19 protein-coding genes and 1 CRISPR repeat array (1 of these 20 running past the window's edge) are annotated in these 25,342 nt (G+C 43.6%); of the genes, 2 read left to right on the forward strand and 17 right to left on the reverse strand.

Going from position 1 to position 25,342, the window contains the following annotated elements; genetic code table 11:
- Positions 1–162: 162 nt before the first annotated feature.
- The 11 genes from cfbB to EO98_RS08425 all read right to left on the reverse strand — a co-directional run bounded on the left by cfbB (position 163) and on the right by EO98_RS08425 (position 14,054).
- Complete coding sequence (gene cfbB / locus EO98_RS08375; protein ID WP_048138425.1) at positions 163–1,656, reverse strand: Ni-sirohydrochlorin a,c-diamide synthase; 1,494 nt, start codon at positions 1,654–1,656, stop codon at positions 163–165.
- Between the two features lie 62 nt (positions 1,657–1,718).
- Positions 1,719–2,516: a Ni-sirohydrochlorin a,c-diamide reductive cyclase ATP-dependent reductase subunit gene (gene cfbC / locus EO98_RS08380; protein ID WP_048138427.1), complete on the reverse strand. Its 798-nt coding sequence runs from the start codon at positions 2,514–2,516 to the stop codon at positions 1,719–1,721.
- A gap of 56 nt (positions 2,517–2,572) precedes the next feature.
- On the reverse strand, positions 2,573–3,697 hold the full coding sequence (gene cfbD / locus EO98_RS08385) for a Ni-sirohydrochlorin a,c-diamide reductive cyclase catalytic subunit (protein WP_048160048.1): 1,125 nt from the start codon (positions 3,695–3,697) through the stop codon (positions 2,573–2,575).
- A gap of 300 nt (positions 3,698–3,997) precedes the next feature.
- A complete protein-coding gene (cfbE, locus tag EO98_RS08390) occupies positions 3,998–5,602 on the reverse strand; it encodes a coenzyme F430 synthase (RefSeq protein ID WP_048142916.1) in 1,605 nt (534 codons plus the stop codon).
- A 28-nt stretch (positions 5,603–5,630) separates the two neighbouring features.
- Positions 5,631–6,023, reverse strand: a complete 393-nt coding sequence (gene cfbA / locus EO98_RS08395; protein ID WP_048142914.1) for a sirohydrochlorin nickelochelatase — start codon at positions 6,021–6,023, stop codon at positions 5,631–5,633.
- Positions 6,024–6,459: 436 nt separating this feature from the next.
- The gene (locus EO98_RS08400) at positions 6,460–7,293 is read right to left on the reverse strand and encodes a transglutaminase-like domain-containing protein (RefSeq protein ID WP_048142912.1); all 834 of its coding nucleotides are present in this window, start codon (positions 7,291–7,293) and stop codon (positions 6,460–6,462) included.
- Between the two features lie 657 nt (positions 7,294–7,950).
- Positions 7,951–8,205 (reverse strand): hypothetical protein, encoded by a 255-nt coding sequence (locus EO98_RS08405; RefSeq protein WP_048142910.1) that lies wholly within the window; start codon positions 8,203–8,205, stop codon positions 7,951–7,953.
- A 418-nt stretch (positions 8,206–8,623) separates the two neighbouring features.
- Positions 8,624–9,436 carry an alpha/beta fold hydrolase gene (locus tag EO98_RS08410; RefSeq protein WP_048142908.1) on the reverse strand — a complete coding sequence of 271 codons (813 nt, stop codon included), beginning with the start codon at positions 9,434–9,436 and terminating at the stop codon, positions 8,624–8,626.
- A gap of 177 nt (positions 9,437–9,613) precedes the next feature.
- Positions 9,614–11,851 carry an amino acid permease gene (locus EO98_RS08415; protein WP_048142906.1) on the reverse strand — a complete coding sequence of 746 codons (2,238 nt, stop codon included), beginning with the start codon at positions 11,849–11,851 and terminating at the stop codon, positions 9,614–9,616.
- A 416-nt stretch (positions 11,852–12,267) separates the two neighbouring features.
- Positions 12,268–12,615: a hypothetical protein gene (locus EO98_RS08420; protein WP_048133642.1), complete on the reverse strand. Its 348-nt coding sequence runs from the start codon at positions 12,613–12,615 to the stop codon at positions 12,268–12,270.
- Positions 12,616–12,821: 206 nt separating this feature from the next.
- Entirely contained in the window at positions 12,822–14,054 is a 1,233-nt protein-coding gene (locus EO98_RS08425; RefSeq protein ID WP_048142904.1) for an acyltransferase, read from the reverse strand.
- A 195-nt stretch (positions 14,055–14,249) separates the two neighbouring features.
- On the opposite strand from EO98_RS08425, the gene EO98_RS08430 reads away from it, so the two are divergent.
- A complete protein-coding gene (locus EO98_RS08430; RefSeq protein WP_048142903.1) occupies positions 14,250–14,648 on the forward strand; it encodes a cupin domain-containing protein in 399 nt (132 codons plus the stop codon).
- A gap of 383 nt (positions 14,649–15,031) precedes the next feature.
- On the opposite strand, the gene EO98_RS08435 is transcribed toward EO98_RS08430, so the two are convergent.
- Positions 15,032–15,820, reverse strand: a complete 789-nt coding sequence (locus EO98_RS08435) for a metallophosphoesterase (protein WP_235283887.1) — start codon at positions 15,818–15,820, stop codon at positions 15,032–15,034.
- 187 nt (positions 15,821–16,007) lie between these two features.
- Positions 16,008–16,238, reverse strand: a complete 231-nt coding sequence (locus EO98_RS08440) for a hypothetical protein (protein WP_156161075.1) — start codon at positions 16,236–16,238, stop codon at positions 16,008–16,010.
- A 110-nt stretch (positions 16,239–16,348) separates the two neighbouring features.
- On the opposite strand from EO98_RS08440, the gene EO98_RS08445 reads away from it, so the two are divergent.
- Positions 16,349–18,124, forward strand: a complete 1,776-nt coding sequence (locus tag EO98_RS08445; protein ID WP_048142897.1) for an RNB domain-containing ribonuclease — start codon at positions 16,349–16,351, stop codon at positions 18,122–18,124.
- A gap of 501 nt (positions 18,125–18,625) precedes the next feature.
- On the opposite strand, the gene EO98_RS08450 is transcribed toward EO98_RS08445, so the two are convergent.
- The 4 genes from EO98_RS08450 to cas8a1 are packed head-to-tail and all read right to left on the reverse strand — an operon-like array spanning position 18,626 to position 23,885.
- On the reverse strand, positions 18,626–20,848 hold the full coding sequence (locus EO98_RS08450; protein ID WP_048142896.1) for a CRISPR-associated helicase/endonuclease Cas3: 2,223 nt from the start codon (positions 20,846–20,848) through the stop codon (positions 18,626–18,628).
- A 22-nt stretch (positions 20,849–20,870) separates the two neighbouring features.
- Positions 20,871–21,494: a type I-B CRISPR-associated protein Cas5b gene (gene cas5b / locus EO98_RS08455; RefSeq protein ID WP_048142893.1), complete on the reverse strand. Its 624-nt coding sequence runs from the start codon at positions 21,492–21,494 to the stop codon at positions 20,871–20,873.
- A 1-nt stretch (position 21,495) separates the two neighbouring features.
- Positions 21,496–22,497 (reverse strand): type I-B CRISPR-associated protein Cas7/Cst2/DevR, encoded by a 1,002-nt coding sequence (gene cas7i / locus EO98_RS08460; protein WP_048142892.1) that lies wholly within the window; start codon positions 22,495–22,497, stop codon positions 21,496–21,498.
- A 2-nt stretch (positions 22,498–22,499) separates the two neighbouring features.
- Entirely contained in the window at positions 22,500–23,885 is a 1,386-nt protein-coding gene (gene cas8a1, locus EO98_RS08465) for a type I-B CRISPR-associated protein Cas8b1/Cst1 (RefSeq protein ID WP_235283886.1), read from the reverse strand.
- Positions 23,886–23,995: 110 nt separating this feature from the next.
- Positions 23,996–25,342: a CRISPR direct-repeat array (repeat unit 30 nt; unit sequence GTTTCAATCCCTCTAAGGTCTGATTTTAAC); it runs 822 nt beyond the window's last position.

Here is a 25,342-nt window from a genome sequence, read left to right on the forward strand (position 1 = left end):
TTAATAATCCAGCCTGTAATTCCTGGTGTGTAATAATCTGGCTTAATATAATATTGTTTTTTCGACCTGCAAAGGCAAGTGGCCCGCAACCGGCAGCATGAATATATAACTTAGAATAATGCCTTTCGGTTGAAAACCCGGATCAAACCTGCATTTATATGTTTATCGGGAAGCCCTGGAAGCCCTGAATTTACGGGCAGCTTCAACAAATGAACCTGCAAGTTCCCTGTATGAGACTCCGTGCAGGTGGGCGTAAGAACCGAGGGTATTGCCGACAATAAGCCCATCCTGATCTCCTTTTATTCCAGTGCCCCTTGAGAGGGTTATTGCAAATTCCGCATCATCAGGGATTTCCCGGATTTCGGAGTGGTGGAACTCATGCCCCTTGAAGCTGTTGCCTTCTTTTCCTAGAAGGCAGTCCCTATCAAGAGTCCCGATATTGTAACTGACAACCCTTGTCTGCCCCATAATTGTGTGGCCAGGAAGCGCACCAACCATTGAATAGGTGGACTCGGGCATCGAAGCGTCGTGGTATGTGCCTTTTCCGGGGACTCCGGTACTGATTTTTTCCGTAAGGTACATGAGCCCACCGCACTCGGCGTATATGGGCATACCTGCAGCAGAAGCTTCTTTGATGCTCATTCGCATGGACTCGTTGGCTTCGAGTTCGGCTGCAAAAAGTTCAGGGTAGCCGCCTCCTATATAGAGCCCGTCAACATCAGGAAGCCCGGGATCTTTTATCGGGCTGAAGTAAACAATCTCCGCCCCGGCAAGTTCCAGCAGGTCGATATTATCATGGTAGTAAAAGTTGAAAGCCTCATCAAGGGCAATACCTATCCTCGGTCCGGGAGATCCTGCACCGGCAGCAGGGGAAAAAATGCTATTTTCGGAACTTTTCAGGGGTTTTGCACTCCTTGCGATTTCCAGGAAGCGGTCCACATCAATTCCTTTAGTGATAATCTCTTCAATGCCCCGAAGCCTGTCCTCAAACCCTCCGTCTCCAAGCCTCCGCCTGCCTTCAAGCGCAGGCATGAGCCCGAGGTGGCGCATGGAAATCTGCATGGCTGGGTCCCTTGGAATAATTCCTATAACCGGCACGCCAGTATAGTATTCTATTGCCTCTTTTGCCTTTTCTGCGTGGCGGCGGCCCCCTATATTATTAAGGACAACGCCTGCGATTTCCACATCTGGGTCGAAATTCTTATAGCCGCTTATAAGGGCTGCACTGGAACGGGTAATGCTGCGGGCATTGATTACGAAAACCACAGGGCATTTAAGGATTTTTGCGATCTGGGCGGTACTCCCCAGGTCGCTCAAGCTTTCAAAGCCCTCGTAAAGTCCCCGGACGCCTTCGATGATTGCAATATCAGCTCCGTCCCCGGTTTCACAGGCATGGGAGTAGACGTCAAGGATCCCGTCGTCATCCATCAGGTACCCGTCAAGGTTCCGGCAGAACCTTCCCGTGATTTCGGTATGGTAACTGGGGTCGATATAGTCAAGAGCGACTTTGAAGGACTGAACTTTATACCCTCTTGAAACAAGGGCAGCCATAAGGCCCATGGAAATTGTGGTCTTACCTGAAGAGGAACGGTCTGCAGAAATAAGGACCCTGGGAATGCTCCCTGCCTCTATTCCGGATTGTTTGCTGTAGGACATGCTTTCAATAACCCCTGAGTTCGGTATATCCATTTATTGCGGCACAGGTAAGTTTTTACAGTTCACTGCGTCATTTCCCTTAGCCTCTCATCGCTCAGGTGGGCTGCCAGGACCTTCTTTTCGTTATTCAGGATTGCTTTTCCAAGCTGGCGGTAGATTTCAGCAATGTCGGAGTCAGGAGCTTTCTCCATAACAGAGTAGCCTTCCCTTTCGCAGTCCTGCACTTCCTGCCGCTTTGGAATGAAAGACATCAGCTGGCTGCCGATCTCCTCAGAAAACTTTTTGACAATTTCCTCTTCTCTGCTAGCGTTTCTGGAATTGCAGATAATCCCGCTAAGCGGCATTCCAATCTTGGAAAGCCCTTTGCAGATATTGTTTGCTGCATAGAGGGGCATATATTCTCCCGAGGTCAGGACATATGCCTCATTTACATAGCCCTTCCGGACAGGGGCAACAAATCCGCCGCAGACAATGTCTCCCGGCACATCGTAGATTATAAGATCCTGTTCTTTAAGGAGTTCTTCTGAAATGCTTTTCAGTTTCTGGATTGCAACTATGATCCCGCGCCCCGCACAGCCTATGCCGGGCTCCGGGCCTCCGGCTTCTACACATTTGACGCCTGCATACCCTTCAAAGACCACATCTTTTTCCTTTACATCCACACCTTCGCGGAGAAGGTCGAGTATGGTCGGGATCCTCCTTCCGCCGAGAAGGGTTATGGATGAATCGCTTTTGGGGTCGCAGCCTATGATCATGACCTTCTTCCCTGCTTCCGCACAGGCGGCTGCAACGTTTGAGGCTGTGCTCGATTTGCCTATGCCGCCTTTTCCGTAAATTGCAATGATCTTTTGTTTTTTCAAAGGATCTTCCTCCCGTTATTTGACTTTATCCTGCTTTTATCCTGACTCTTTTCGGTTCAGGCTTCCTTTGCAACTTCCTTTGCAACTTCCCTTAATGTGGCTCCGAACTCGGATTCCACAATTTCGCTGACTCCAAGGGTCTTTGGGTGGAGGTCGATCTCAACCATAACATGCTCATGCCCCATCTCTTTTAAGGGCAGGACCTGCCTCGGGCCGTTCGTAACCGAGATCAGTTCCATGTGCTGCAGGTTTTCCATAGGGATTGCATGAGGAACGCCTGTGATAACTGCAAAATCGTAATCACTGTATTTTGTCTTAATTAGTTCACTGACCTTTTCCCCCGCAATCGGGTACTCATCCATGCCGCCGATGATTTCGTGAATCTCAACCCCATGAGCTTTGAAGTCCCGCATAATGTATTCAGCATGCTGCCTGACCCGCGGAAGCCCGAGTTCCGGGTCGATATTTGCCATATTGACCAGGTTTTCCTTTTTCCCGAGCGCGGCTGCAACCTCATTGACCGCAAGGGTGATGTCTGCAAACATGTAGCCAGTTTCTTTTTTGGCGTTCATTATGACAAGGCCTTTCTTGCCTTCCTTGAGGAGTTCAATAACCCGCCTTGCAACCTTATATTTGAGGTCGCCCCTGGAGGGGGCAAGGTATTCCCTGCTTGCAGCTCCGAACCTCTTTTCAACCTCTGTGGCTTTTATGAGGAGGTGCTCCTGGCGCTCGAATTCTTTATGGTCAATTATCCCGGCATCGAGTGCGGATTCAAGGGCAAAGATCACGCCTTTTGTGTTGTTGTGATAGCCTGCGTGCACTTCGACTTCAATAACAGGGATATCCGGGTTTGCCTCGAGTACGGCTTCGTGCATTTCCTCCCCTATGATCATGCTGGCACAGGTGCCGACAACGCCCAGGACTTTCGGGTTGAAGAGTTCGATGGACTTGTTGATGAGCTGTACAAGCCGGTCATGCCCTCCGAAAACAAAGCCGTTCTCGTCAAGCCCTGTAGTGACTACATGAATACCGTCTTCTTCGAGCAGTCTCGCGTGCTTGAATGAGCAGCCAGGGGGTCCGTGCAGGATTGCAACATCGACGTTTAAGTCCCTGAGGGTATAAAGAGCCGCAACGATTGAACTCGGGCGGGGGTGAATGATTGAAATCTCTTTTGCAGTCATGACAAATCCTCTTATTCTGATTATACGAATGTTTATATGGGTTTCACCCGGGAGATTCCGGAATCCCGCAGGACTGTGAACCCCGCCTGGACGGGAAGAAGGTATCCGGAAGCATGATCAGTTGAAAGTTAAACAAGCAATGGAAACGAATACAGATTGGAAGACCCTGTATAAAATTGTATCATAAAATTCCTGCGAAAAGCCCGCAGCCTGACCCGGAATTCCTGCCAATTTTCCAGGTCCGGCCGGAGAATTTTCGGAGGGACAATTTACATGGGAGATTACCCGGAGGGACAGCGCTCAACGGAAACATTTCACTGAGGAAAGAATTATATCTTCTGTTCCTGCAAGTTCCGAAGCTTTCAATAGCCCTTCCGGAAGGCTGCCTGCATAAGAGGCATTTTTAGCAGCTACTGCTGTCATTCTCTCTCCAACGAGTATAATGTGCCTGCACTTTGCACCGAACTTTTCTACAAACCCCTGCACTGAGACAGGAGGCAGCCCTTCACATACCTGAGAAGCTTCTTCTCCGAGTACAAGGATTATACTTCCCTTTTTTTCGTCCTTTTTCTTCAGGAGAGCGTACTCAAGGGCTTTTTCTGCAGAAAGGATGTCCATTCCGGAGTTGGAGTTGTCAACCAGGGCAACCCCATTAAGCTCTTTTTCCTGCATCCTGCCTGAAAGCCCCCTGAACTCCTCAAGCACGGAAACAATAGTTTTTCGCTCAACCCCAAGTTCGAGAGCGGCTGCAGAGGCTGCAACAAAGGCTGTCATGTATGCCGAACTGTTATATCCGGGGCGCAGGGAAGCTGAAAAAAGTTCATCCCCTCTGCGGAGAAAATGCAGGGTAGAGCCTGAAGCTCCGGGAGTGATTGACGGTTCTGAGGGAGTTGACGGTTCTGAGGGAGTTGACGGTTCTGAGGGAGTTGACGGTTCTGAGGGAGTTGACGGTTCTGAGGGAGTTGACGGTTCCCGAGCAGCGGATAACTCCGGAGTAATTGATGATTTTTGAGTAGCTGACGAGTCTTGAGCAGCTGATAATTTTGCAGTCCCGGCTTCAGTTTCCAGAACAAAATCCGGAACTTCAGACATCTTCACATGGGACTCTGCATAAAATGGATCCTTAAAGGTGAGAACCTTTGCCCGGCTCCCTTTTGCAGCTTCAAGGGCTTTTTCTGCCCCGGCATTGAGAAGAAGGGTGCTTCCGGGTTTTGCGTTCAGGATAAGCTGGAGCTTTGCATCGCTTGCAAGGGAGGTATTGTTCGCAATCCCATAATCAGGGGAAAGGGTTGTCAGGATCCCGAGGTTTGCGGTACCCGTACCTCCGATAGAGATTTCAAAGATGAAAAATTCCGGCCTGATTCCTGCCTCAAGGCTTTTTTCAATGGCTGTCAGGATACTCCCCGGAGTAATGCTCAGGCCCCTGTGAATAATAAAAGGGACACCCTCTTTCCAGGCTTCAAGCCCGCGCGAGGTATGGAGCACGACTTCGAAACTGCGGGAGAGCATGTCAGCGAGCAGGGACGCAGTGCTTGTCTTTGCTTTTACGCCTGTTATCTCAATTATTCTTATATCCGAAAGCTCCGGGTCGTCCTGCAGGATTTTCCCTATGGCTTCGTGGTGTGAGAGAACTGTTTTTCCTTCTGACCTGGCTTTTGAAAGCATGGGATAAGCCGGGTCCAGATGCACAGGCGCTACCAGCAGATCGAATTCGGATAAGGGGAGAGGAGTTTTTGAACAGCTGATGCCGTACTTTTCCTCAAGCTCCCCAAGCAGCACCTGATCCACGGTCCCGTAAACGTCTACTCCGGATACATCATTTCCCAGAGCTGCGAGTTTTATTGCGATTGGAATGCCGCCGTGTGTAAGGTCGAGCACGGCGAGCTTCTTCCGGAACAGGTCCATAATAAAAACCGGACCCAGATGTTCAAATCTACAGGGATTCCTGCACCCTTTTAAAGACGAGGTCGGCGATCAGTGTGTCGGCTCCGAGGGGTTTTGCGTAGCAGAGAGGAACTGCTTTCCCATCGATTTCAAGGGTTCCGCAGCCGTTTTCGTCCAGATTAAGGATTTTAGGGATATCCTTTGTGATGTGGACGCCTGAAGCCAGGAAAACAGGTACTGCTGAAATCTTTGTTACTCCTGTACCTGAAAAGCCTGCAATTGCTTCTTCCAGAGTTGGCTCACTGTTTTCCATAAAGCCGGCTCTAACAACAACATCAGAATACTTCTGTGCAATGTAATCTGCGATCTGGCTGACTACTTCTTTATTGTAAGGAAGTTTGCTCCCGTGGCCGATGGCCAGGATTCCGATTTTTTCTGTCATTTTTAAGACCTCATTTTAAGTTTAAGCTTAACACTATTATCAGAATTTGTTTAACACAATTAGTTTAATTTGTAACATCACAGAGTTTAACATAGTTAGAATTTATATGATATAACCTTTTTGAAAAAGGGACAACGGGAGAAAGTTTTGAGAGAAGCGGAGAAAGAAAGTTTTGAGAGAGAAAGCGGGAGAAAGAAACTGAGGATAAGGATAAAAATGCGTAAAGCCAGCAAGCCGCAGGAAGGGTATTAAAACAGGGCAAAATTTTCATTCATTAATTCATTAATTCATTAATTCATTAATTCATTAATTCATTAATTCATTAATATTCATTTATTTATTCATTTATTTATTCATTTATTTATTCATTTATTCATTCACTTATTCATTCACTTATTCATTCACTTATTCATTCACTTATTCATTAATTCCTGCTTTAGAACTCGACCAGGCCGTTCGGGTAGTATATAATAGACGCTCCCTGGAAGTATACACCGCCGGGATGTCTGTACCCGTTTGACCCGCTCCAGTCGAAGTTGAGCCAGTACTGCGTTCCCTGCCCATCTTCAAGCACCCTTTCCGAGTACCAGACATTTTCGGCAGAGGGGTATCTCTCTGCGATATAATCCAGTATCCCGTAAGCTGCGTCCCTATCATCCCCTATGTAAAGTTCGGGATAAGCGTGCCCATAAGACTCATTATATGCCGTAACTATCCTCGTATTGAACCCCATATTTTTCAAAAGGGCAGACATAACAATCGAATAATCATCGCAGTCTCCTATATATCCACTGTCAATAGTCTGTGAAGCCCCGAAGAAAAACTCGGCATTTTTGTCGTACCTGTACTGCCAGTTCCGGTTTACGTGATTATAAACAGCACAGGCATCTTCGAGATTGTATCCTGAAGTCTTTCCTGTGATATTGAAGACCTCTTCTCCTGTCCTTTTCTCTCCTGACCCTATAGCCCTCCGGAAGTTCAGAGACAGCAGCCTGTATTCTTTTGGATAAACCGCACCTGACTTCTCTTCGGAATACGAGGGTACCTCAGGTATCCCCTGGGAGGCGATACTTTCAGCGCTTTCAACACTTCCGACAAGATCAGCCTCTTCGGCTTCGAGCTCTTCTTCCGGGACAGTACCCTCAGGCAGCAGTTTATTCATCCCATCGGCGACAAGACCCTCCTTAAGGTTCCCGGTATCCATACAGCCGGCTGTCAGGGAGACGAGAAAAATGAGGACTATAAATTTTAAAGCCTTCACATGGACCACAAAATCAGCTCCTGAAGTACTGTATAAGTAATATAGGTTAATAAATTTCTGTGACAGCCCACCCGAATAAATTCGCAGGCACCTATGGCCTTTCAACCAACGCTATTCTGCCCAGGAGCGAATATTATTCTGGTCTCGCCAACACCGTTCAAAGTTTTACATGTAGAACTTCCCTACATAACTTCATACTTTAAGTTCAGAGCAAAGTCTAGCTGACCTACTTGAGCTTATTATGCTGATGGTAGCAAAAACTAGCCAATATAGAAAAGGACTGGGAGATAAATTAAGGTTTACAGGTAAACATTATCAAGAGAGTTTACGGCTGTATCCCGCCATAAAAATGACGGAGATTAGCCTCTACGCTCCGAAATATAATAAAGTAAATCTCTTTAAATTCTAACATTAGACTCTGGTTTCAATACATAGTTTATATTCCCCTTTTTCGTCTCAAAAATATCCCGCATTTGGGATAGTCGAGACCCTCACAGTATTTTCCTTTAGGCTGGAATTGAGAACATGATGAACAATATTTACACTTTGTATGTAAGATAATGGATATTATACCCATATACAGACCCCCCATACATTCATAATATTAAATGTGCCCATGTATAATCAGATGGGTCCATATACATTAAACGTTGCATTGTTTCCTCTTCAAACCCGAATCGACCTTATTTCACTCGCTGATGCCCTTGCATTTCCTGAAGTGATCTCGGTTATTTTAAAGTATGGCAACCCCTGAATTGCTAGCTGGGCCATCGAGTACTCGATATCCGGAGTAGGTCCCTTAATCCTGAGAGGACTGGCTATGACGTTGAGCAGTTCCGCAAGGTTGGGGCTGTTCGACTTCCAGGTCCCGTCACTCTGTGTTTCAGCTGTAAAGATTTTCCATTCAATTTTCACGGACATTAGTATTCTCCCATATTCTCCCGTATTCTCCCCTTAAAAAAATGGTTATTCGGTCGAGCCAGTTGCTCAAAAAAATAAATTATCAGTACTCGAGCCTAAGTATTTTTATATGTTTTTACCTATAACTTTATATCACCGATGTAATTCGACTTTTCCCCTTTCAAAGCCTTGTTATTGACCAGAAAAAAATGCAGAATAATCTAAAAGGAAACTACTTACTGCTGACTCAAGGGACAAAAATCATAAGTGTGCAGACTGAAAAAGAGATTTTTAAGCAGAGAGTTGTTTCAACCTAAATTGAGTTTATCCCACCCCTATCCAGCTCGGGAATAGCCGGCTCAGGAGCAGGAGTATTTATGTTAAAGAGGGCTCTTAGCGGCTCCCTTAAACAGGAAATTACGCATGCCTTTTTGCTGCCTCACAGAAGACTCAGGAAATCCAGCACAATCCAATTAAATTCAGCAGGTTTTTCCATATTTGGCACGTGGGCGGTATCGGACATGAGAACCTTTTTTGCCCCTTTGATCTCGTTAGCAAGCAGGTCAGCAGCCCGCAGGATTTCAGGATTATCAAGAGAGCCAGCCATGAATAACGCAGGAACGGCGAGATCCCCAAGCCGCCCGGTGGCCGGCGGATTGAGCGGATTAAGCGGGTTGGCGTCGGCTATGGCCCAGGTTCCATTCTTGACCGGAATCCGGTTCATCTCAGTTGCCCGCTGACGGACGCGAGAGTCGACCTGCTCCGGCTGACGGAAACTGCCATCAACCCAGAGACGGATCTGCAGGTCACTTACGCGGTTCAGATCTCCCTGTTCGAGAGCCTGCAGCATCTCCAGAAGCTGAGAGGGAGGGGCGCCCCTCATTTCAAAGCCTCCAGGAGTCCCACTGACAACGATCAGCGACAGCACCATATCAGGGTGCTCGAGAGTAAAATCAATGGCTATTTCTCCCCCCATGGAGCAGCCCAATACATGTGCACGTTCAATACCGAGTTCCTGAAGCAAGCGGTACAAATCCTGACGGCGGGAAACAGGCCCTGTTGCAGGATCGGATTTTCCGAACCCGCGCATATCAAAACGAAGAACCCTGTAATGCTGTATAAAAGCGTCCCACTGCCCATCCCACATGCGGCTGTCAACAAAGCCCGCATGGATGAGCACGAGCACCTCACCCTTTCCCTCAATTTCATAGTAGAGTTTCCCGTCTCCGGGGTCAACGTATCCGGTAGTCATGTTCTCTTATGCACCTCCCCTGTAATTTCAGCCCTGATTCCTATTTTGATGGATATTTCATTTTTATTGTTTGAACCCGGACTCCTTTATTATAGTGTGTTTTCTCTTATTATCGTGTTTTCTCTTATTATCGTGTCTTCTCTTTATCGGGTCTTAATCCCGGCATTAATCCTGCTCTTAATCCGGGTCTTTTTCCTTTCTGATTCTTGCATATATCTTCCGACCAGATTTTTTCAGCAGGTAGTTCAGACTTTCTTTTGATATCGGCTTTGATTTTTTAACTATCATTACCGGCTTTCTGGAATGTCTGGCAATCCTCTGAGAGAGGGTACCGAGCAAAGAAATCTTAAATCTCTCGCTTGAATCGCCAATAATTGTCAGGTCGTAGCCGTTTGAAACTTCCAGTATGGCATCTTCTATAGAGTATCTTTCAAGCAGTTTGAAGCTGGCAGGTATAGAAGTTATCTTTTTGACCAGCCCATCAAGTTCTTCAGTAATTTTTGCCTTTTTGTCCGGGTCTTCATCAGGGCTGATAATGCTGATTATTCTAATTGAAGCCCCGGTATTTGCAGCGAGTTTTTTTGCAAGATAAAGGCCGTGTACCGAATTTTCTCTTCCGTTATATGCTACAAGGATTTTCTTGATGCTGTCAGGTAGATGTCCTTTTAATAGAGCAATCTGGCTTTTTGAGGACAGAAGAACATCATTTGTTACGTCTCCTAGTGAGTACTTGAACCTCTTAGATTCGTGCCAGCCCATAATAATTATGTCTGCGTTCTCTATTTCAGCCTGTTCAATAATTGAATTTGAGATTTTGTGGTCAAACGCAATGATAAATTCCCTTTTATTTCCGAATTTTGCAGGGTATTGCTCAAAATCTTCCTGGAAACGACAGTCCATCTCTATCTTTTTCTCATGGTAGGCTTCCTGAACTACCATTAAGGTTGTCTGGCGCGGAACTTCAATTATGTGCAGGCAAATTATCTCACTTCCCAGGAAATCTGCCAGCTTCAGAAGGTCTCGTTCATGCCCCGGATTGGAAACTGGCACAAGTACCCTGCCAACAGAAACCGGTTCAATGCTCACTCTTTCTACATTATTTTCCAGCAGGTCAAACAGGTTATATGCTGGCATGGCTTTGTCTTTTCCATAGAACATGTACCAGCCGGCTCCGGCAAATATCATTAATACGGTAAACAGTAAAGGTAAACCACCAAGAAGAGGCAGCAATAATATGCTCCCGACAACCCCGAATATTTGCGTGAAAGGATAGAAGGGATCGCGGAATGTTGGTTCATATCCGGGTAAAGTCCGTTTTCGGAGGATGATTACTGCCATATTGAGCAGGATAAATATCAAAATGTTAAAAGCCCCACCAAGTCTTGCCAGCTGCTCTATGTTGAAAAAAAACAGGAGTGAAACCATTACAGTTCCGGTGACCAGTATAGCATTGTGAGGAGTCTCATACTTTTTATGGATCATGACAAACCATTCTGGCATCAGCGCATCTCTGCTCATTGCAAAAGGAAACCTGGAAGATGACAATATGGCGCCGTTGGCTGTGGAAAGCGTTGCAAGCAGGGCAGCAAAGGCAATGAAGAATTTCCCGGTGTCTCCTGAAATCAGGCCTGCGATATCCGCCAGCGGAGTGACCGTTGTTACTGCTCCTTCAGGACCTGAAAATCCTACAGTTACTGCCATTATACCGACATAAAAGAGAGTTACTACAACCGCTGAAGCGATAAACGCCCTCGGTAAGTTCTTTGATGGGTTTTTAACTTCCTCGGAGACCGCGGCGGCTTCTGCGAGTCCCAGGTAAGATATGAAAATAATCCCTGTTGTAGTGAATATCGACATTATCCCATGCGGAGCTACCGGGACAAAATTATCCGGCTTGACCAGGAGAGATACTTTTCCTATGAATAGAACCAGTATTACCAGTAAAATAACAACAATAAAGTTCTGCAGGGAACCACTGCTTTTTGCACCGCGGTAATTAATTACTAACAGAAGCACTCCTGTAATAGCTGCGACTAAATAGAGCGGTAGAGGGTAAAAGACCTGAGAATACTCTGCAAGCCCTATGAGTGCAAACGTGCCTTTGAATACCAGCGCCAGCCAGGAGCCGAGCCCGATTACTGCGCCAAATGCGGCTCCCATTGTCCTGCTGATATAGTAATAGCTGCCGCCTGCCACAGGCATGCCTGTTGCCAGCTCTGACATGCTGATTGCTGTAGCTATTGAAATGAGCCCGCCCAGCAAAAATGAGATTATTGCTCCTGAACCTGCATTTGCTACGGCTATTCCGGGAAGAATGAATATTCCTGCTCCTATCATTGTTCCGGTGGCTATTGCAAAAGTTGAGAAAAAACCCAGGCTGCGCCCCAGCCTTTCCGTTGTTTCAACTGGCGCCATATATATCCCCGTCTTTCAAGACTCCAGAATAGGTAAACCAAGCTCTGCATAAATACTCAGTTTACAAGTATGTTTACAATTTTGATAATACATTTCCGCACCATGCATCCGGGCAGGCAACGAGAGTCCAAATCCCTGCTTAATTGATCCGGCTGTCGAATAAAAATCTCCGAAAAACGTCATTATCCTCCGGCAGTACAGTTTCAATCCGTTTTTTAGCGGGTCTTGCTACAGTTTTATTTAGAGGAATAAAGCAACCTATATCTGATCAAAAAGTTTCAATTATGCTTTAATGCCTCTTGTTTTCGAATAGTACATATAATTATCCGTCAGAGGTATATTAAAATCGAATAATCCGGACCAAAACTGAATCCTAATAAAAAATAAGAGTCCTTATAGCTTGAAATCAGGGTAGATCAGGGTTTATAGTATTCTTTTACACATCCTCCAAATAATTTTTTGGATCTTTCAAATCCTTCATAGATTCCATCTAAATGGTCCTGAGAATAATTTGGTTTTTCTTTAACTGCAATCGTATCTATCATCAGGTTAAATCTTTCCTGCAGCCTCTGTATCTTTACAGCCGGATCTTCCTCTGAAACGAGTGAAATAAATACTCCCACGTTTTCCTCAAAAGTATCTTTGGCTATCTCTAAACCTTCATTTATTCCTTCTTTAAAATCTGAATAAGCCCGACTATCTTTATTCCTCTCGATTAAATCACTAAATCTTCGAACTGTCTTTGTAATTAGTAGTTGATCCAAATTTTGCCCCTCCCTACAGAAATATAAAAAAGACCGTTAATACCATAACAAGAAGTTCAGATCCTTATTTTAGCGGATCTTGCTTTTGAATAATGGATTTGTTTAGTAGTCAATGAATTTAGTTATTAGCATCAATACTTATAGGTATTTTCGTTTCAATCCCGGATTTAGGGGATCTTGCTCGCGAATATAAAAAATAATTTGAATTATTTGAATAATTTATTATATATTGAAAAAATAGCGCTCGACAGATGTTCCTGCTTTATGTGTCCGGCCCCGCCGCGTCCGCAAGAATTAACCAGCCAATTGTAAAAGAGCTTCGATAATTCCACACCCGCCGTGTCGACGTACTTATAGAATAGATAGCTCAACGGAATTATTAAAAATAACGACAGGATGCATGAAATTAAAACAGCTGCGCCATATGGCAATACCGGGTACAGGACGAGGAACAGTGCACAGGTGAAACTGCTTATCACCAGGAAATGTACCAGGTACAGAGAGTAGGAGATTTTCCCGAGGAAAACCGGCACGGGAGATGAAAAAAAGTTTTGCAGCCGTCGGCTGTTCAATAAGACATACATCATCATGCCGGCGCCTAGAATATGATAGGTAACCTTTGGGGTTTGGAAGAAACCGGTATTAAGAAAACCGTATAAAGAACCGTTTGTCACAGGGCTTATAGGGTACGACCCGAGAAACAACCCCGAAACCAGTATAATAGATAGTATTATTTTATTACCTGTTTTAAATACCGGGGTCTCATTGTTGAACGTGTCGGCGAACACCATTCCAATTATAAAAGCCAGATAATAAGAGTTTAAGAAAAGCACGGCTGCGGCAAGATAGAATGTCCAGCGGTTGCGTATCGACCCGAACAGCAATGCCATTGCGAAAACGAGCATCGATCCAAAAAATTCGATTTTCATGGTCCATAAAACCGGGTTGTAGGAGGTCTTGCCGCCTACAAAAAACGACCCCCACACAGCCTGTTTAACCGCATCGACGATGCCTGGCGTAAAGTTCCAGTAGTCGCGGTAATTGCTGCCTGCGGAAATTACCATCGTTTCGAGATAATAACGGTATAATCCGGCTGATGCCAGTAAGTACGAGAGCATTACTACTGCAAATACCGGAATAAACAATCTGAGATATCGGCGCACTGCGCTGCTTATAATTACGCCGTTTTCCTTCGTTTTAAAATATTTATGGGTTAATACGTAGCCGCTCAGGACGAAGAAGATGCACACTGAAAAGTTGCCAGCGCCAATTAATCCTAAGGGTGTGCTCGAAAAAAGCCGGTCAAGGTTTCCGAAATGCGAAGGCAGCTGACTACCATAGATCATGCCCGGGGCTAATGCGACAAAGAAATGCATTATCATGACATTAACCGCAGCTATACCTCGCAACCCATCGAGGTAGGTGATCTTCCCGGCCATATATATCGCTCAAAGTGTATTATTGAACTGTTTTTATATACCTTGTTTTAATGTATCTTGATTGCGAATCAAAAGGCAAGAATCCATAATAACCTTTCTTTTTGTTTCAATTAACCTTTCTTTTTGTTTCAAGCCTTGTTTTAGGGATCTTGCTCGCAAATAATTCTATATACAATTAAGCATATATTAAAAAATATGAAAGGATTTTCTATTGATATCGAAAAAGCCACTCTGGAAAATGACAATTTCCGCAAGGTGCTCTATACCTCAAAGCACAGCCAGCTGGTACTTATGAACCTCAAACCCGGGGAAGAAATCGGGATGGAAGTCCATGAGGAAAACGACCAGTTTTTCCGTTTCGAGAAAGGGCAAGGGAAGTGCATAATTGACGGCAACGAGCATGAACTCAGTGACGGGGTTGCAGTTATTGTGCCAGCCGGCGCACAGCACAACGTCATCAACACTTCGGCAACTGAGGACCTGAAGCTCTATACGATCTACTCCCCGGCGCACCACAAGGACGGGATCGTGCGCGCCACGAAGGAAGAAGCCGAAGCCAATGAAGCGGAATTCGACGGAGTGACTACAGAATAAGCTCATAAAAAGCGGGAATCGATTAAGAAGCATTGAAAATGCAACAATCAAAATTGCGCTGGCGCACCCCGCTGCAAGCAACGGGGTATGTTCGTGCCACCGCTCTAAATTCCGTTAAAGTAGACAGTAACCCTAAAAAATCAGTTTGAGCAGAAGTTAACAGCCCAAAAATGGAATTGATAAATCATATTATCATTAACGGTTACCGGGGAAGTTATCCATCCCCGCAGCAAGCTAGCGGGGTATTCGACTGAAATAAAAACGCTTTATTTTTTACAAGCAGTATTACTTTTTATATCCAGACTTTTTTTATGTATAGAAGTGAAAGGCAGGGGTTTGTTTGCAGGCGTTGCGGGACCTGTTGAATTTGTATCCCAGTATTTTTACCCATTTTCCAGGATGACAATATTGATTTGCGGCCTGGCAAAAAACCGGATTGGTAAAAACGTGTTGCCGACGCCGTTGGAAATCAAAGCCGTGGTTTTATCGGTTTTTACAATTCCAGTCCTGTATTTTTGTCCGTAATAGGAAGGCACGTATGGAGCCCATAATCCGAAAAATGTAATTTGCCCTCCATGAGTGTGGCCGGAGAACATCAGGTCGACTTTACTGGTTCTTAATTCTTCGGCAAAATCGGGCGTATGTGAAACTAAAATTACGAAATCATTTTCTTCAGCGTCTTTGATCAGTGGATCAATGTCAGAGTCACGGTTAAAGTACCAGCCTGTATTCCAGTCTATGCCCGCGATTTTAATTTTATCTTTGTCGATTTCCAGCCACTCTGCTCTATCGCTCAATACAGTAATACCGGCCTTTTCCATGCACTTTACCGTGAGATCGTGATCTCCCCATTCGTCGTGATTTCCCGTAACTCCGAAGACTCCCATTTTTGCTTTGAGTTTGGAAAGTTCTTCAAAACAGGGTTCGATGTATTCCGTATCTCCAGAAACATAATCTCCGCCGAGGATGACGATGTCGGGGTCAAGCCTGTTTATTTTACTTACCAGGCCTGCGACTCTTTCTCTCTCGAAATATGGACCGTGATGAATATCGGAAATAAAAACGATTTTATTGCCCACGAAATTTTGCGGCACATCGCTGTCGCTAATGACAGTTGTCTTTTTTTCAGTTAGATGTGGCTCAATAAAAGAATAGACAAAACAAGTTATCAAAAAGGCAAAGAGAATTACAAATACTTTTATAATTTTCAGGAGTTTTTCTTTTTTAGTTTTCATAATTATGATGCGGACCCGTTTTCTTTGTGAAATCAAGAAGTTTGTGACAGGAACTCTAAAAGATCCTTGAAATTTTGATTTTATATTTGCACTATCGGAAAAATTATATATCTGACTTTGCATTTCACTTTATAGCGAATTGTTTCCGCAATGAAAGCCCAGGATGGGTTATTGTATTAGTAGACCTGCATTTATCATTTGCTTTTCTAACTTGTGGATTAATTTTATGAATAAGTGTCAATCCTTGTTTTAGTGGATCTTGCTTCTCAAATGGTTTGTCTGCTGCTATACCACCAAAAACAAAAGTCATACCAACCGAAAAGCTAACCATCAGATTTCCAATCAAAACAGTCATTCAGGATCAGAAACGCAGCAGAAATAAAAAATAGGCATCTTTTACCACTCTTTTAATAACCAATATACATATAAGAAAAGCACACCAAATTTTTTCACCGAAGTGGTATTATGCTGGATATGCTCAAAGGCATTACGATCGATGACGTGACAACCCGGGACATGGATGATGCAATCTGGGTGGAAAACACGGAAAACGGCGGTTGGCACGTCGTGGTCATGATCTCGGATGTCACAAAGGTAGTTCCTGCGCATTCCGAGCTTGACCGAATTGCGATGTCCCGGGTCGAGACAAGATATTATGCAACCGGTAACAGTCCGATGCTGCCCCGGCGGCTTGCAGACGAGAAGCTTTCCCTGTGGCCGGGAGAGTCGAAGTATGTCCTCGCCGTGGATATCATCCTCGGCGTGGACCTGTCGGTCCTTGAAACCAGGCTTTCGTGGACTGCGATGACCAGCGAAGCCCGGCTCACCTTTTCTGACATCCCCCGCATTCTCTCTGATCGAGAGCACCCGCAGCACACTCTCATCAAACTCGCAAGCCAGCTTGCGAACGGTCTTTTGACGCAGCGCCGCAACCGTGGAGCGCTGGCATTCTGCGACTTGAGTCGAGGGCTGGTGACGAGTGAAGAAGGATCGCTTCGGCAACTGAGACGCAGGGAGGATACCATCGGCTATGTCATCATCCAGGAACTGATGATTCTCGCGAACATGACAGTAGCAGAGTACGCGATCATAAATGATATTCCTATCCTTTTCCGTAACCATACAGCCCGGAGCGCCACCCCTGAGCGGGAGGACTTGCTGAAGCTGCTCGAAAGCACGGCTGTAGTCCCCGAGATAAACATAGCTACCATCGGGCATACCACGTACATGATGTTCAATAGAGCGGAATACGCCCCCACAATCCTGGGCCATTTCGGACTGAACATCGGAGTGTATACCCACTTCACCTCGCCCATCCGAAGGTATGCTGATCTCGTGAACCACCAGCAGATCCGGGCATACATCCGGAACGAGCCCTTGCCCCATTCTAAAGAGGAGATTCAGGCAATTGCATCGCACGTCAACCTGATTCACCTAGAAAACGACAAAGCTAAAAGCGAGTACATGAAGGAAAAAGCGTATAGAAAAGCTGAGTCGGCCATCCTGGGGAACCGGATCGAGGATGCAAGCGATACAGACTTTGAACGCATCACCAAAGTTCTTATCCGCAAAGGGGAGGACTGCCCCGAGACCTACTGCGATGCTTTCCGGAAACGCCTTGGCAAACTGCCGATCATCTGCGCAGGGCTGGTACTCCTGCAGGCCCCTGATGGTGAAAGATGGACCGAACTTAAAAAAGAACTGCTGGAAGAGATGGCAACTGCACCTCACCGGGCAACCTCGATCTTCGATATCGCGCAACATATACCGGGCTGGCAGATGCCCGTATTCGAAGTGAACGAAACTGCCCGGGGCAACCTGCCGGTATTCACTGCCAGGAGCGCTACTAGAGTCGGTGATAGAGAGTACCGATCCGCTGCATACGAAGACGTGACAAAGAAAGGCGCCGTGCAGCGGGCATCTGTAGACCTGCTCGCAGCCATTGCAGGCTTACCCGCTCCGGACCTGAAGGCCACGATAGCAAATCCGCCGGCCAGCAAGGAAGAAATGACGATTAACACGTCAAAAGACCCGATTTTTGCCCTGCAGGAGTATTGTCAGGCAAAGAAACTCCCCTTGCCAGCTTATTCATTTAAGACGGAAGGCCCGACCAACAAACCGATCTTCACCTGTACCTGTACCTTTGGCTCCTCGACCAGCACCGAACAGGCGGGAAAAAAGCAAAGGGCCAAACGGCTAGCGGCTAGAGCGATGATATACACTTTAGTGTCCGGGAATTGATATCGAGTAAGAGGTTGTAATGAGAAACTCAGTGATTCTTTTAGTTTCAATCCCTGTTTTAGTGGATCTTGCTCGCGAATCTGTAACTACCAGCGTTTCGACTACTTTCACTGATGGTTTCAATCCTTGTTTTAGTGGATCTTGTTCGCGAATACGATGGATATTCAAGACTATTTGTAACGTGGATGACATAATTCCAATTCAAGATTTACTGATGGGTAAAAAACTCTTCATTGGTCATTGGTTAAAGAATTTTTTTGCCTGAAGGCTATCGATTTTGTACCCGATGTCTGCCTCAAATTTTGCACTCTTTACTTAGAATCGATGCCCTGCTCCACTCCCGATTATGTTAAAATTTTGGACAACTTTTGTGGAAATGGATGCAATATATCATGTGTTTCACTTAACCGAAGACGCATGAAAAACTCTTAGATAATTATGAGATTATTCTCAAAAAAATAGAAAAAAGATCGATGAAAAGTAATGTATAATGTTATCTTTTTAGGAATCTTTGTAAAAAATTCCCATAATAGATTCTTCTGAATCCAACAAAAGACCAAATTTAGAACTGTAGTCAACACTTGCAAATATCATATCAGAGTCAATCTGGATTTGATTATTATATTTTAGTTTTTTGTATTGACCAACATTTATCGAGACGACATATTTCATAGCTTCAAAATACCTTTTATTTTCGATTTCCTCAAGATACTCAAGTTTAAACTGAGTTGGAACAACTTCAACGGATTGATATAGGTTGTAAAACTCTTCCTGATTTTCTCTTTCGTTTATGAAAGGAACAATTTTGCTATGAAACTTGGGAAAGTTTTTTTTCACCATTTCGAAAGATGCCAGATCTGAACCCTGATATCCATTCGAATAAACTTCGTCCACAAGTTTTTGAATTCTACTTTCTCTTAGAATATTCTCTTTACCTAACAGCTCCAGACTTTTAGCGACTAATTCCTGATTTTTATAAACGTATTTGTCTTTTTCAGATCCTTGCTCAAAAATGTATACGGGCTTGATTACCTTTTGTTCCCATCCTTTTCGATTAACCCTTCCAAATCTCTGGATAAGGGCATCGAGGGGGGCTGGTTCTGAAAATAGTACATCGTAATCAATATTAAGAGAGACCTCAATTGCCTGTGTGCCAACTAGAAGGTTCAGATTCTCTAATTTTGATTCAATTTCCTCTCTGTCTCTGAGGATAAATCTTCCGTGAATTAATGCCGAGTTACATACTTTTTGAGAGAGCGATTTATAGATATTTTGGGCCTGAGCTACGGTATTACAAACAACAAGCACTTTTTTGTTATCATCAATTTCTTTTTTGATGAGATCCAAATTATCTAAAATGCCTCCCTTAAGAACAGAAACTCTATGTCTTGTAAACTCATTCAGTTCAGGTTCTGTAAAGGAGATTTCTTTTGTGATTCCCAGTTCCCGCTTAAACATTTCTTTAAGAAAAGAAGGAAGAGTCGCAGACATAATCAAAAAATTAGCTTGATAATCTTTCAAGATCTTCAATGTTTCAAGGATCAAGGCAGTTGTATGAGCATCATAAGCGTGAATTTCGTCCATTATGAAAAGAGCATTGGACATTTCTGCAAGATTCTGCTCAAAACCTCGAATTCCAAACATTGATTTAAGAATCTGATAGGGAGTCGCTATTTTATAAGGTCTATAAATTTTATCAGTGAGGTTTTTTATTTGTTTTGCTTTTTTACTTGCAATCAGGTAATCTTCTTCATCCTCAAAGCTTTGGTACAGATAGTACATAGCTTTTCCATGTTGGATACCAGTCAATTCAGGATCTTTAAAGTCCCTTTGAAGTCGTTTATACATTGCATTTATACTAGCAGTGTAGGGAAGCAGGTAAAAGACCCTTTTAGACCTACCAGAATTCTGATTTGCCTGACTCCAGAACAATGAGGCTTCAGTTTTCCCACTTCCAGTAGGTGCGATTAAAAAAGCATCACCTTTTGTTTCTGATGCTTGACTCTGCGTTTTTCTCAGTTCAGAAAAATTATATACAGCTCTCATGTCTTCAATTCCACATAATAAGCTGTACTTTCCCCCTGATGCGAGATGATCACAGGCTGTTAAAAATCCCTTGAGGAATATCCCGTACTTTCCATGTAAACTTGTTAATTCATAATCTTCAAGCTGATTTTTATAAGGTAGTACGGCATTTTTATACGAATCAACCATTTCTTCTATTGATTCTACTTCTCTAAATTTATTTAATTCAAAGCCCAGGTACTTTTTGCTGATTACTGGAATTTTTCGTTGAATTTCCCTTAATTCTTCAAAGTTAGGAGTTAATTCCTGTAGCTTTTCAGAATACCGTTTTTTGCCAACTGGACTCGGATGCGTCTGAAACCTTTCCCGCAAATGAGATACGTCTTTGTGGTGCGTAATAATCGCCATGGCTATGGCTTCTTTAAACTGGCTCTCATATTCAAGCCCAGAAACAAAACCTGCAGAGAGAATTTCATGCCTGTATTTCCATTTCTCCTTTCCAGAGAGAGATTTTTGAAATCCTGATGCAGCCTTTCCAAAGTCATGGAAAAAAATAGAGTAGAAGAGGTGTTCCCAGAAGTCAGGAACTCCACAGACCTGTGGGGTTTCAGGGTATGCATCTTTTACGCTTTTGAAGACCATGAGGGCTTTTTCGGTATGTTCCAGCAGAGTTTCATCCGGTTTTGCAAGAATGACCATATTTCGTCCCTTACTTTACGAATCAATTCTTATGAAGCCAGACTGCCCAGTTCATTTCTGGGTCAAATAAACACTTATCAGGATAGGTAAAGAATTCGTCCATCAGAAGATAGGGTTTTACTCCTACAGCTTTTCGGGGAATAGTATCAGTAAAATGACTTGGAAGAGCCTGCACTAGACCATATGCACCTTTAATTCCAAAAGGAAGGATAGTTTTCCCTAACCTCTTTCCAGCCTCTTCTTCAAGCTCCAATTCCTTTATTTCTGAAACTTTTGCCAGGTCTCCGGATCTACCAAAAAGGAGGGGATACTGAGGCTTACGGAAATATTTACTAAATTCGGGCCTGTCAAGATAGAGATAAAGTTCAGGATTATACAAGAATTCTCTTTTTATGACATTTGATTTTGCAGAAAGCCCTGGACTTAATTCATAGATCGTTTCAAGGTCTACTGCTTTACTCTCAAAGTCAAATACATAACCAATATTTACATCATCGGGGACAGTTAATTCTCCTCTCGCTGCTGAAATCAGCCCATATACAGTACTTATGGGAGGAGCTGTAAGAGTAGGCTGAAAACCGCTTATAAATCCGGGATACCTGAAGGATGCGGTCCAGCCCTCAATTTTGATCCTTAAGACTTTCATCTTACCTCATCAGCCCGGGAATCGTTTGCACAAAAGAATCAACCATTTCGTTTATAGAACCGTAAATTACTTTTTGACTGTTGTCGGCATATTTTTCAGTTAGAGCTTTAAGTGCAGGATCAAGCTCATCCATAAAACCCTTACGTCTTCCGATATAGATATCAGTCAACAGGATATCGGAATAATCGGAAATCACATCTTCCAGAGCTTCAATGTCTACAATGGCTTCCCCATTTTCCTCTCTGACCAGATTCATAAAGAGATGATTTCCACCGTCTACCCCAGCGAGTATGAGAAGTTTTGGCGAGACATCAGTGAGATGGGATGTTTGTTTCGCACCGCCTGTAAGGTATGGAAGAGCTTTTAACACGTCTTTTGCCCTCTTCATTCTGACTTCGGCAGGCATTATCCATTTACTTTCTACCTTTTCCGCCCCATTTTTTTCTGCAATTGCTTCGAGTTCAGAATACATATTTCTGTATCCTGTTTTTTCGTTCTTGTAAAACACACCGATGTTGTCAAGGTCAAGGGAAAAGATTCCTTTCAAAACCGTGGAGTAAAATTCGTGCTCATAAGGAACAGGGTCACCTTCGTGGCGTGCCATCACTCCGAAATCTTCCGTAGGAACCTGACCTGCAACCGAAACAAGAGGAGAATTCTTCAGGACTGAAAGCCTTGTGACGGTGCCCCCGTCTGCTTTCTTGAGCGCTCTCATGTAACCAAATACGTCGTCATCATCGTATTCAACCGGGTTAGCACTTGTAAACGCTATTTTTTTCTCCCGCTCAATAGGGGAAACATTCCAATTGAACTTCTTTTCGAGGGTTGTGCGCCACCAGTACCTGAGAGCCTGTCCTGAGACATAGGGGTACACTTTCCTTCCTTTCCGGATTGCCTTCACTCTGACAACGTTTTCCGTCCTTTCACTGCTGTCATTTCCTGCGTTGTTGAGTGCTGAATGGGGAGCATCGATAAGCATGAAACCGTTTATTGTATGTGTCACAATTATTCCTCCTCAGATAATTCCGTTTCTTCTTCCTCGCTAGAGATGAGTTCAGATTTCAAAGCGTCCTGTCCAACCAGCCAGTTGTGCAGATTTTCGTAAATCCTGAAAAGTAAAAGATCCTGAGTCTCTTTCCATCCCATATTCCCTTCAGGGAAGAGGTCTTCCATAAATTCTTCAAGAGTAAAAAGTGAGTTTTGAGAACCTTTTTTTATTCGGTCTTTTTCGATCAGCCTCAATAGATTTCTGAATGTGACAAAATTACTTGCCATTTCAAGCTGATTCAATTTTTTTATGTTTTGAGTATCCTTTATGTAATCTGAGATGCTGTCCCCAACTTTCTTGAGGGTATCCAATCTTTTACCACCCATGTTTCTTACCTCTGTCAAATAATATTCCAGTAACTGCCAATCCCCGTAGACCTGCCTCGCTTTATTGTCGATGAAATATTTCACAATAGAATGACCTTTTAGAAGATTTATGTAAACAGAATTGCCTTTATTTTTGTATTCATCTCCTTCCTTAATTTGTTCAAAATTAAAATAGCCCTTTCTAACAATTTTTATCCATTCTGAAAACTTATCTTGGTGTTTGACATAAGCCAGGAACCTGAATACTGGAGTAGGAACTCTATAGATCTCAAGATCGGGTCCCTGGTTATAATTTGTAAAATGGTACATGCTTATAGAGGGATTCTCTTCAATCCATCTTTCTTCATATTGGAGAATTAAATCCTCAATTATATGGAAAAGAGCATTAACAGGATTTTTGTAACCCTCATCAAAACAACCTCTGTAGCTATTTGCTGAAATCTGTCTCCGAACATCCTTTATCGCTTTTTCTGCCCAATAATGCATTACTTTGTTAGAGTTTGAGTGGATGAGCAAAAGTTTTCCACATGCATAAAATATAAAAGGTGAGAATTGAACGGCAAGTGTGCAGGCAGCACAGTAATCAGCGCCTTGCTGACCGTAGGGGAAAAAATTAATCAATGTTCCTGAACCTATGAGGGGAATTTCTGTTTTTGTCCTAACGTCCTCAACATCATATCTCCCACAAGAGATGCAGTTACCGAACTCTCCTAACCCTCCCTGAGATTCAACCTGACCAATTAGCTGCTCTAAAAATTCAAGTAATCGTTTATCCTTATTTTTCACAGAGGGATTAGTAACCGCGTTATTCGGAAAAACAGAATAAAGGCTCTTTGCCCATTCCGGACTTAAATATACAGAGATCACATCTTGTTTAATTTCTCTGAGATCCTCCACTGTAATTTCTTCAGGCTTTTTTCTACCCGACCACTCGCATATAGCCCATATACCAGCATCCACAAAAGGATTCCCAGTAAACGTATAAAGAAAACCCTGGCTCATTATTGTTACTTCCATTTCCAGAAATCTTCACTTTCACAAAATAATAATATTTCAAAATAGAGAAAGGTATTCAAATAAGTAACTTTTCTTTTTCATTAAATAGAAAAGATTAAATGTGAATTGAAGGATTAAGACCTCTAAGAGCTGATTTTAACAAATTTTATAGGGACATAATAAACATTTCGGAATAGGTTTCAATTCCTCTAAGGTATGATTTTAATGCTATAACGGACCCCATTTTATTATTCAATATTAAATGTTTCAATCCCTCTAAGGTCTGATTTTAACCCTCTGCCTGCAACCTCTCGGAATATTTAAACGAATGTTTCAATCCCTCTAAGGTCTGATTTTAACAAACCCCCTCCCTCTCCACCTTATACGGAGCTATCAGGTTTCAATCCCTCTAAGGTCTGATTTTAACTATTCTTCTATTTTGATTCCTCCATGTGTCTCAATTGTTTCAATCCCTCTAAGGTCTGATTTTAACGCTCTGCTGACCTTAACGAAGAGCTTGCAGATATCCGTTTCAATCCCTCTAAGGTCTGATTTTAACATCCAACGGCGAGGACACTTATGCTCTGATCAATCTGTTTCAATCCCTCTAAGGTCTGATTTTAACGCTATAGCCGTTCTTGGTTATGTGCTGATAAAGAAGGTGTTTCAATCCCTCTAAGGTCTGATTTTAACGCGAATACAGGATTAAGATCAATATGGTTGGATTCTACGTTTCAATCCCTCTAAGGTCTGATTTTAACAATATTCCGCTTCTTTTTGCAGTTGACGAAATAGGAGCCCGTTTCAATCCCTCTAAGGTCTGATTTTAACGGATTTGGTAGGTAGGGTACTGTATTGCATAGCTCGTTTCAATCCCTCTAAGGTCTGATTTTAACTTTTTAAGGTTCAATTCAACATGCTTTTTAGGAGGTTTCAATCCCTCTAAGGTCTGATTTTAACTCAGATATGGAAAAAGTGTCCGGGGAAGATTGGCACATAAGTTTCAATCCCTCTAAGGTCTGATTTTAACCAGAGGCGCAACCAACGCAGGCAGAAATCAGGCTCGTTTCAATCCCTCTAAGGTCTGATTTTAACCTGGAATGGCGTTTTTGATTGCATCTAAAGCTGCTTTGTTTCAATCCCTCTAAGGTCTGATTTTAACAAGGGATAAAAGCTATTGATAACTTCTATAATGGAAATGTTTCAATCCCTCTAAGGTCTGATTTTAACGATTAACCGTTTTTTAATAGAGCGAGGGGTCTTTAATGTTTCAATCCCTCTAAGGTCTGATTTTAACGCAGCATATGAAGCGTATAGGCATGGGGTAGAGGAAGTTTCAATCCCTCTAAGGTCTGATTTTAACCATCTTCTTCGTCGTCTCTTTTTTCTTCCACGTCAATGTTTCAATCCCTCTAAGGTCTGATTTTAACCAATCTGGTCTGAATGGGTCAATGTCTGTGCCTGTGTTTCAATCCCTC

The organism is Methanosarcina sp. 2.H.T.1A.6 (assembly GCF_000979455.1).
GTDB lineage: Archaea > Halobacteriota > Methanosarcinia > Methanosarcinales > Methanosarcinaceae > Methanosarcina.

What these genes read in the sequence shown, in the direction of transcription:
- cfbB (WP_048138425.1), bottom strand. Translation starts at nt 1,656, where the DNA reads ATGTCCTACAGCAAACAATCCGGAATAGAGGCAGGGAGCATTCCCAGG.
- cfbD (WP_048160048.1), bottom strand. Translation starts at nt 3,697, where the DNA reads ATGACTGCAAAAGAGATTTCAATCATTCACCCCCGCCCGAGTTCAATC.
- cfbE (WP_048142916.1), bottom strand. Translation starts at nt 5,602, where the DNA reads ATGGACCTGTTCCGGAAGAAGCTCGCCGTGCTCGACCTTACACACGGC.
- cfbA (WP_048142914.1), bottom strand. Translation starts at nt 6,023, where the DNA reads ATGACAGAAAAAATCGGAATCCTGGCCATCGGCCACGGGAGCAAACTT.
- EO98_RS08405 (WP_048142910.1), bottom strand. Translation starts at nt 8,205, where the DNA reads ATGTCCGTGAAAATTGAATGGAAAATCTTTACAGCTGAAACACAGAGT.
- EO98_RS08410 (WP_048142908.1), bottom strand. Translation starts at nt 9,436, where the DNA reads ATGACTACCGGATACGTTGACCCCGGAGACGGGAAACTCTACTATGAA.
- EO98_RS08415 (WP_048142906.1), bottom strand. Translation starts at nt 11,851, where the DNA reads ATGGCGCCAGTTGAAACAACGGAAAGGCTGGGGCGCAGCCTGGGTTTT.
- EO98_RS08425 (WP_048142904.1), bottom strand. Translation starts at nt 14,054, where the DNA reads ATGGCCGGGAAGATCACCTACCTCGATGGGTTGCGAGGTATAGCTGCG.
- EO98_RS08430 (WP_048142903.1), top strand. Translation starts at nt 14,250, where the DNA reads ATGAAAGGATTTTCTATTGATATCGAAAAAGCCACTCTGGAAAATGAC.
- EO98_RS08440 (WP_156161075.1), bottom strand. Translation starts at nt 16,238, where the DNA reads ATGACTGTTTTGATTGGAAATCTGATGGTTAGCTTTTCGGTTGGTATG.
- EO98_RS08445 (WP_048142897.1), top strand. Translation starts at nt 16,349, where the DNA reads ATGCTGGATATGCTCAAAGGCATTACGATCGATGACGTGACAACCCGG.
- EO98_RS08450 (WP_048142896.1), bottom strand. Translation starts at nt 20,848, where the DNA reads ATGGTCATTCTTGCAAAACCGGATGAAACTCTGCTGGAACATACCGAA.
- cas5b (WP_048142893.1), bottom strand. Translation starts at nt 21,494, where the DNA reads ATGAAAGTCTTAAGGATCAAAATTGAGGGCTGGACCGCATCCTTCAGG.
- cas8a1 (WP_235283886.1), bottom strand. Translation starts at nt 23,885, where the DNA reads ATGGAAGTAACAATAATGAGCCAGGGTTTTCTTTATACGTTTACTGGG.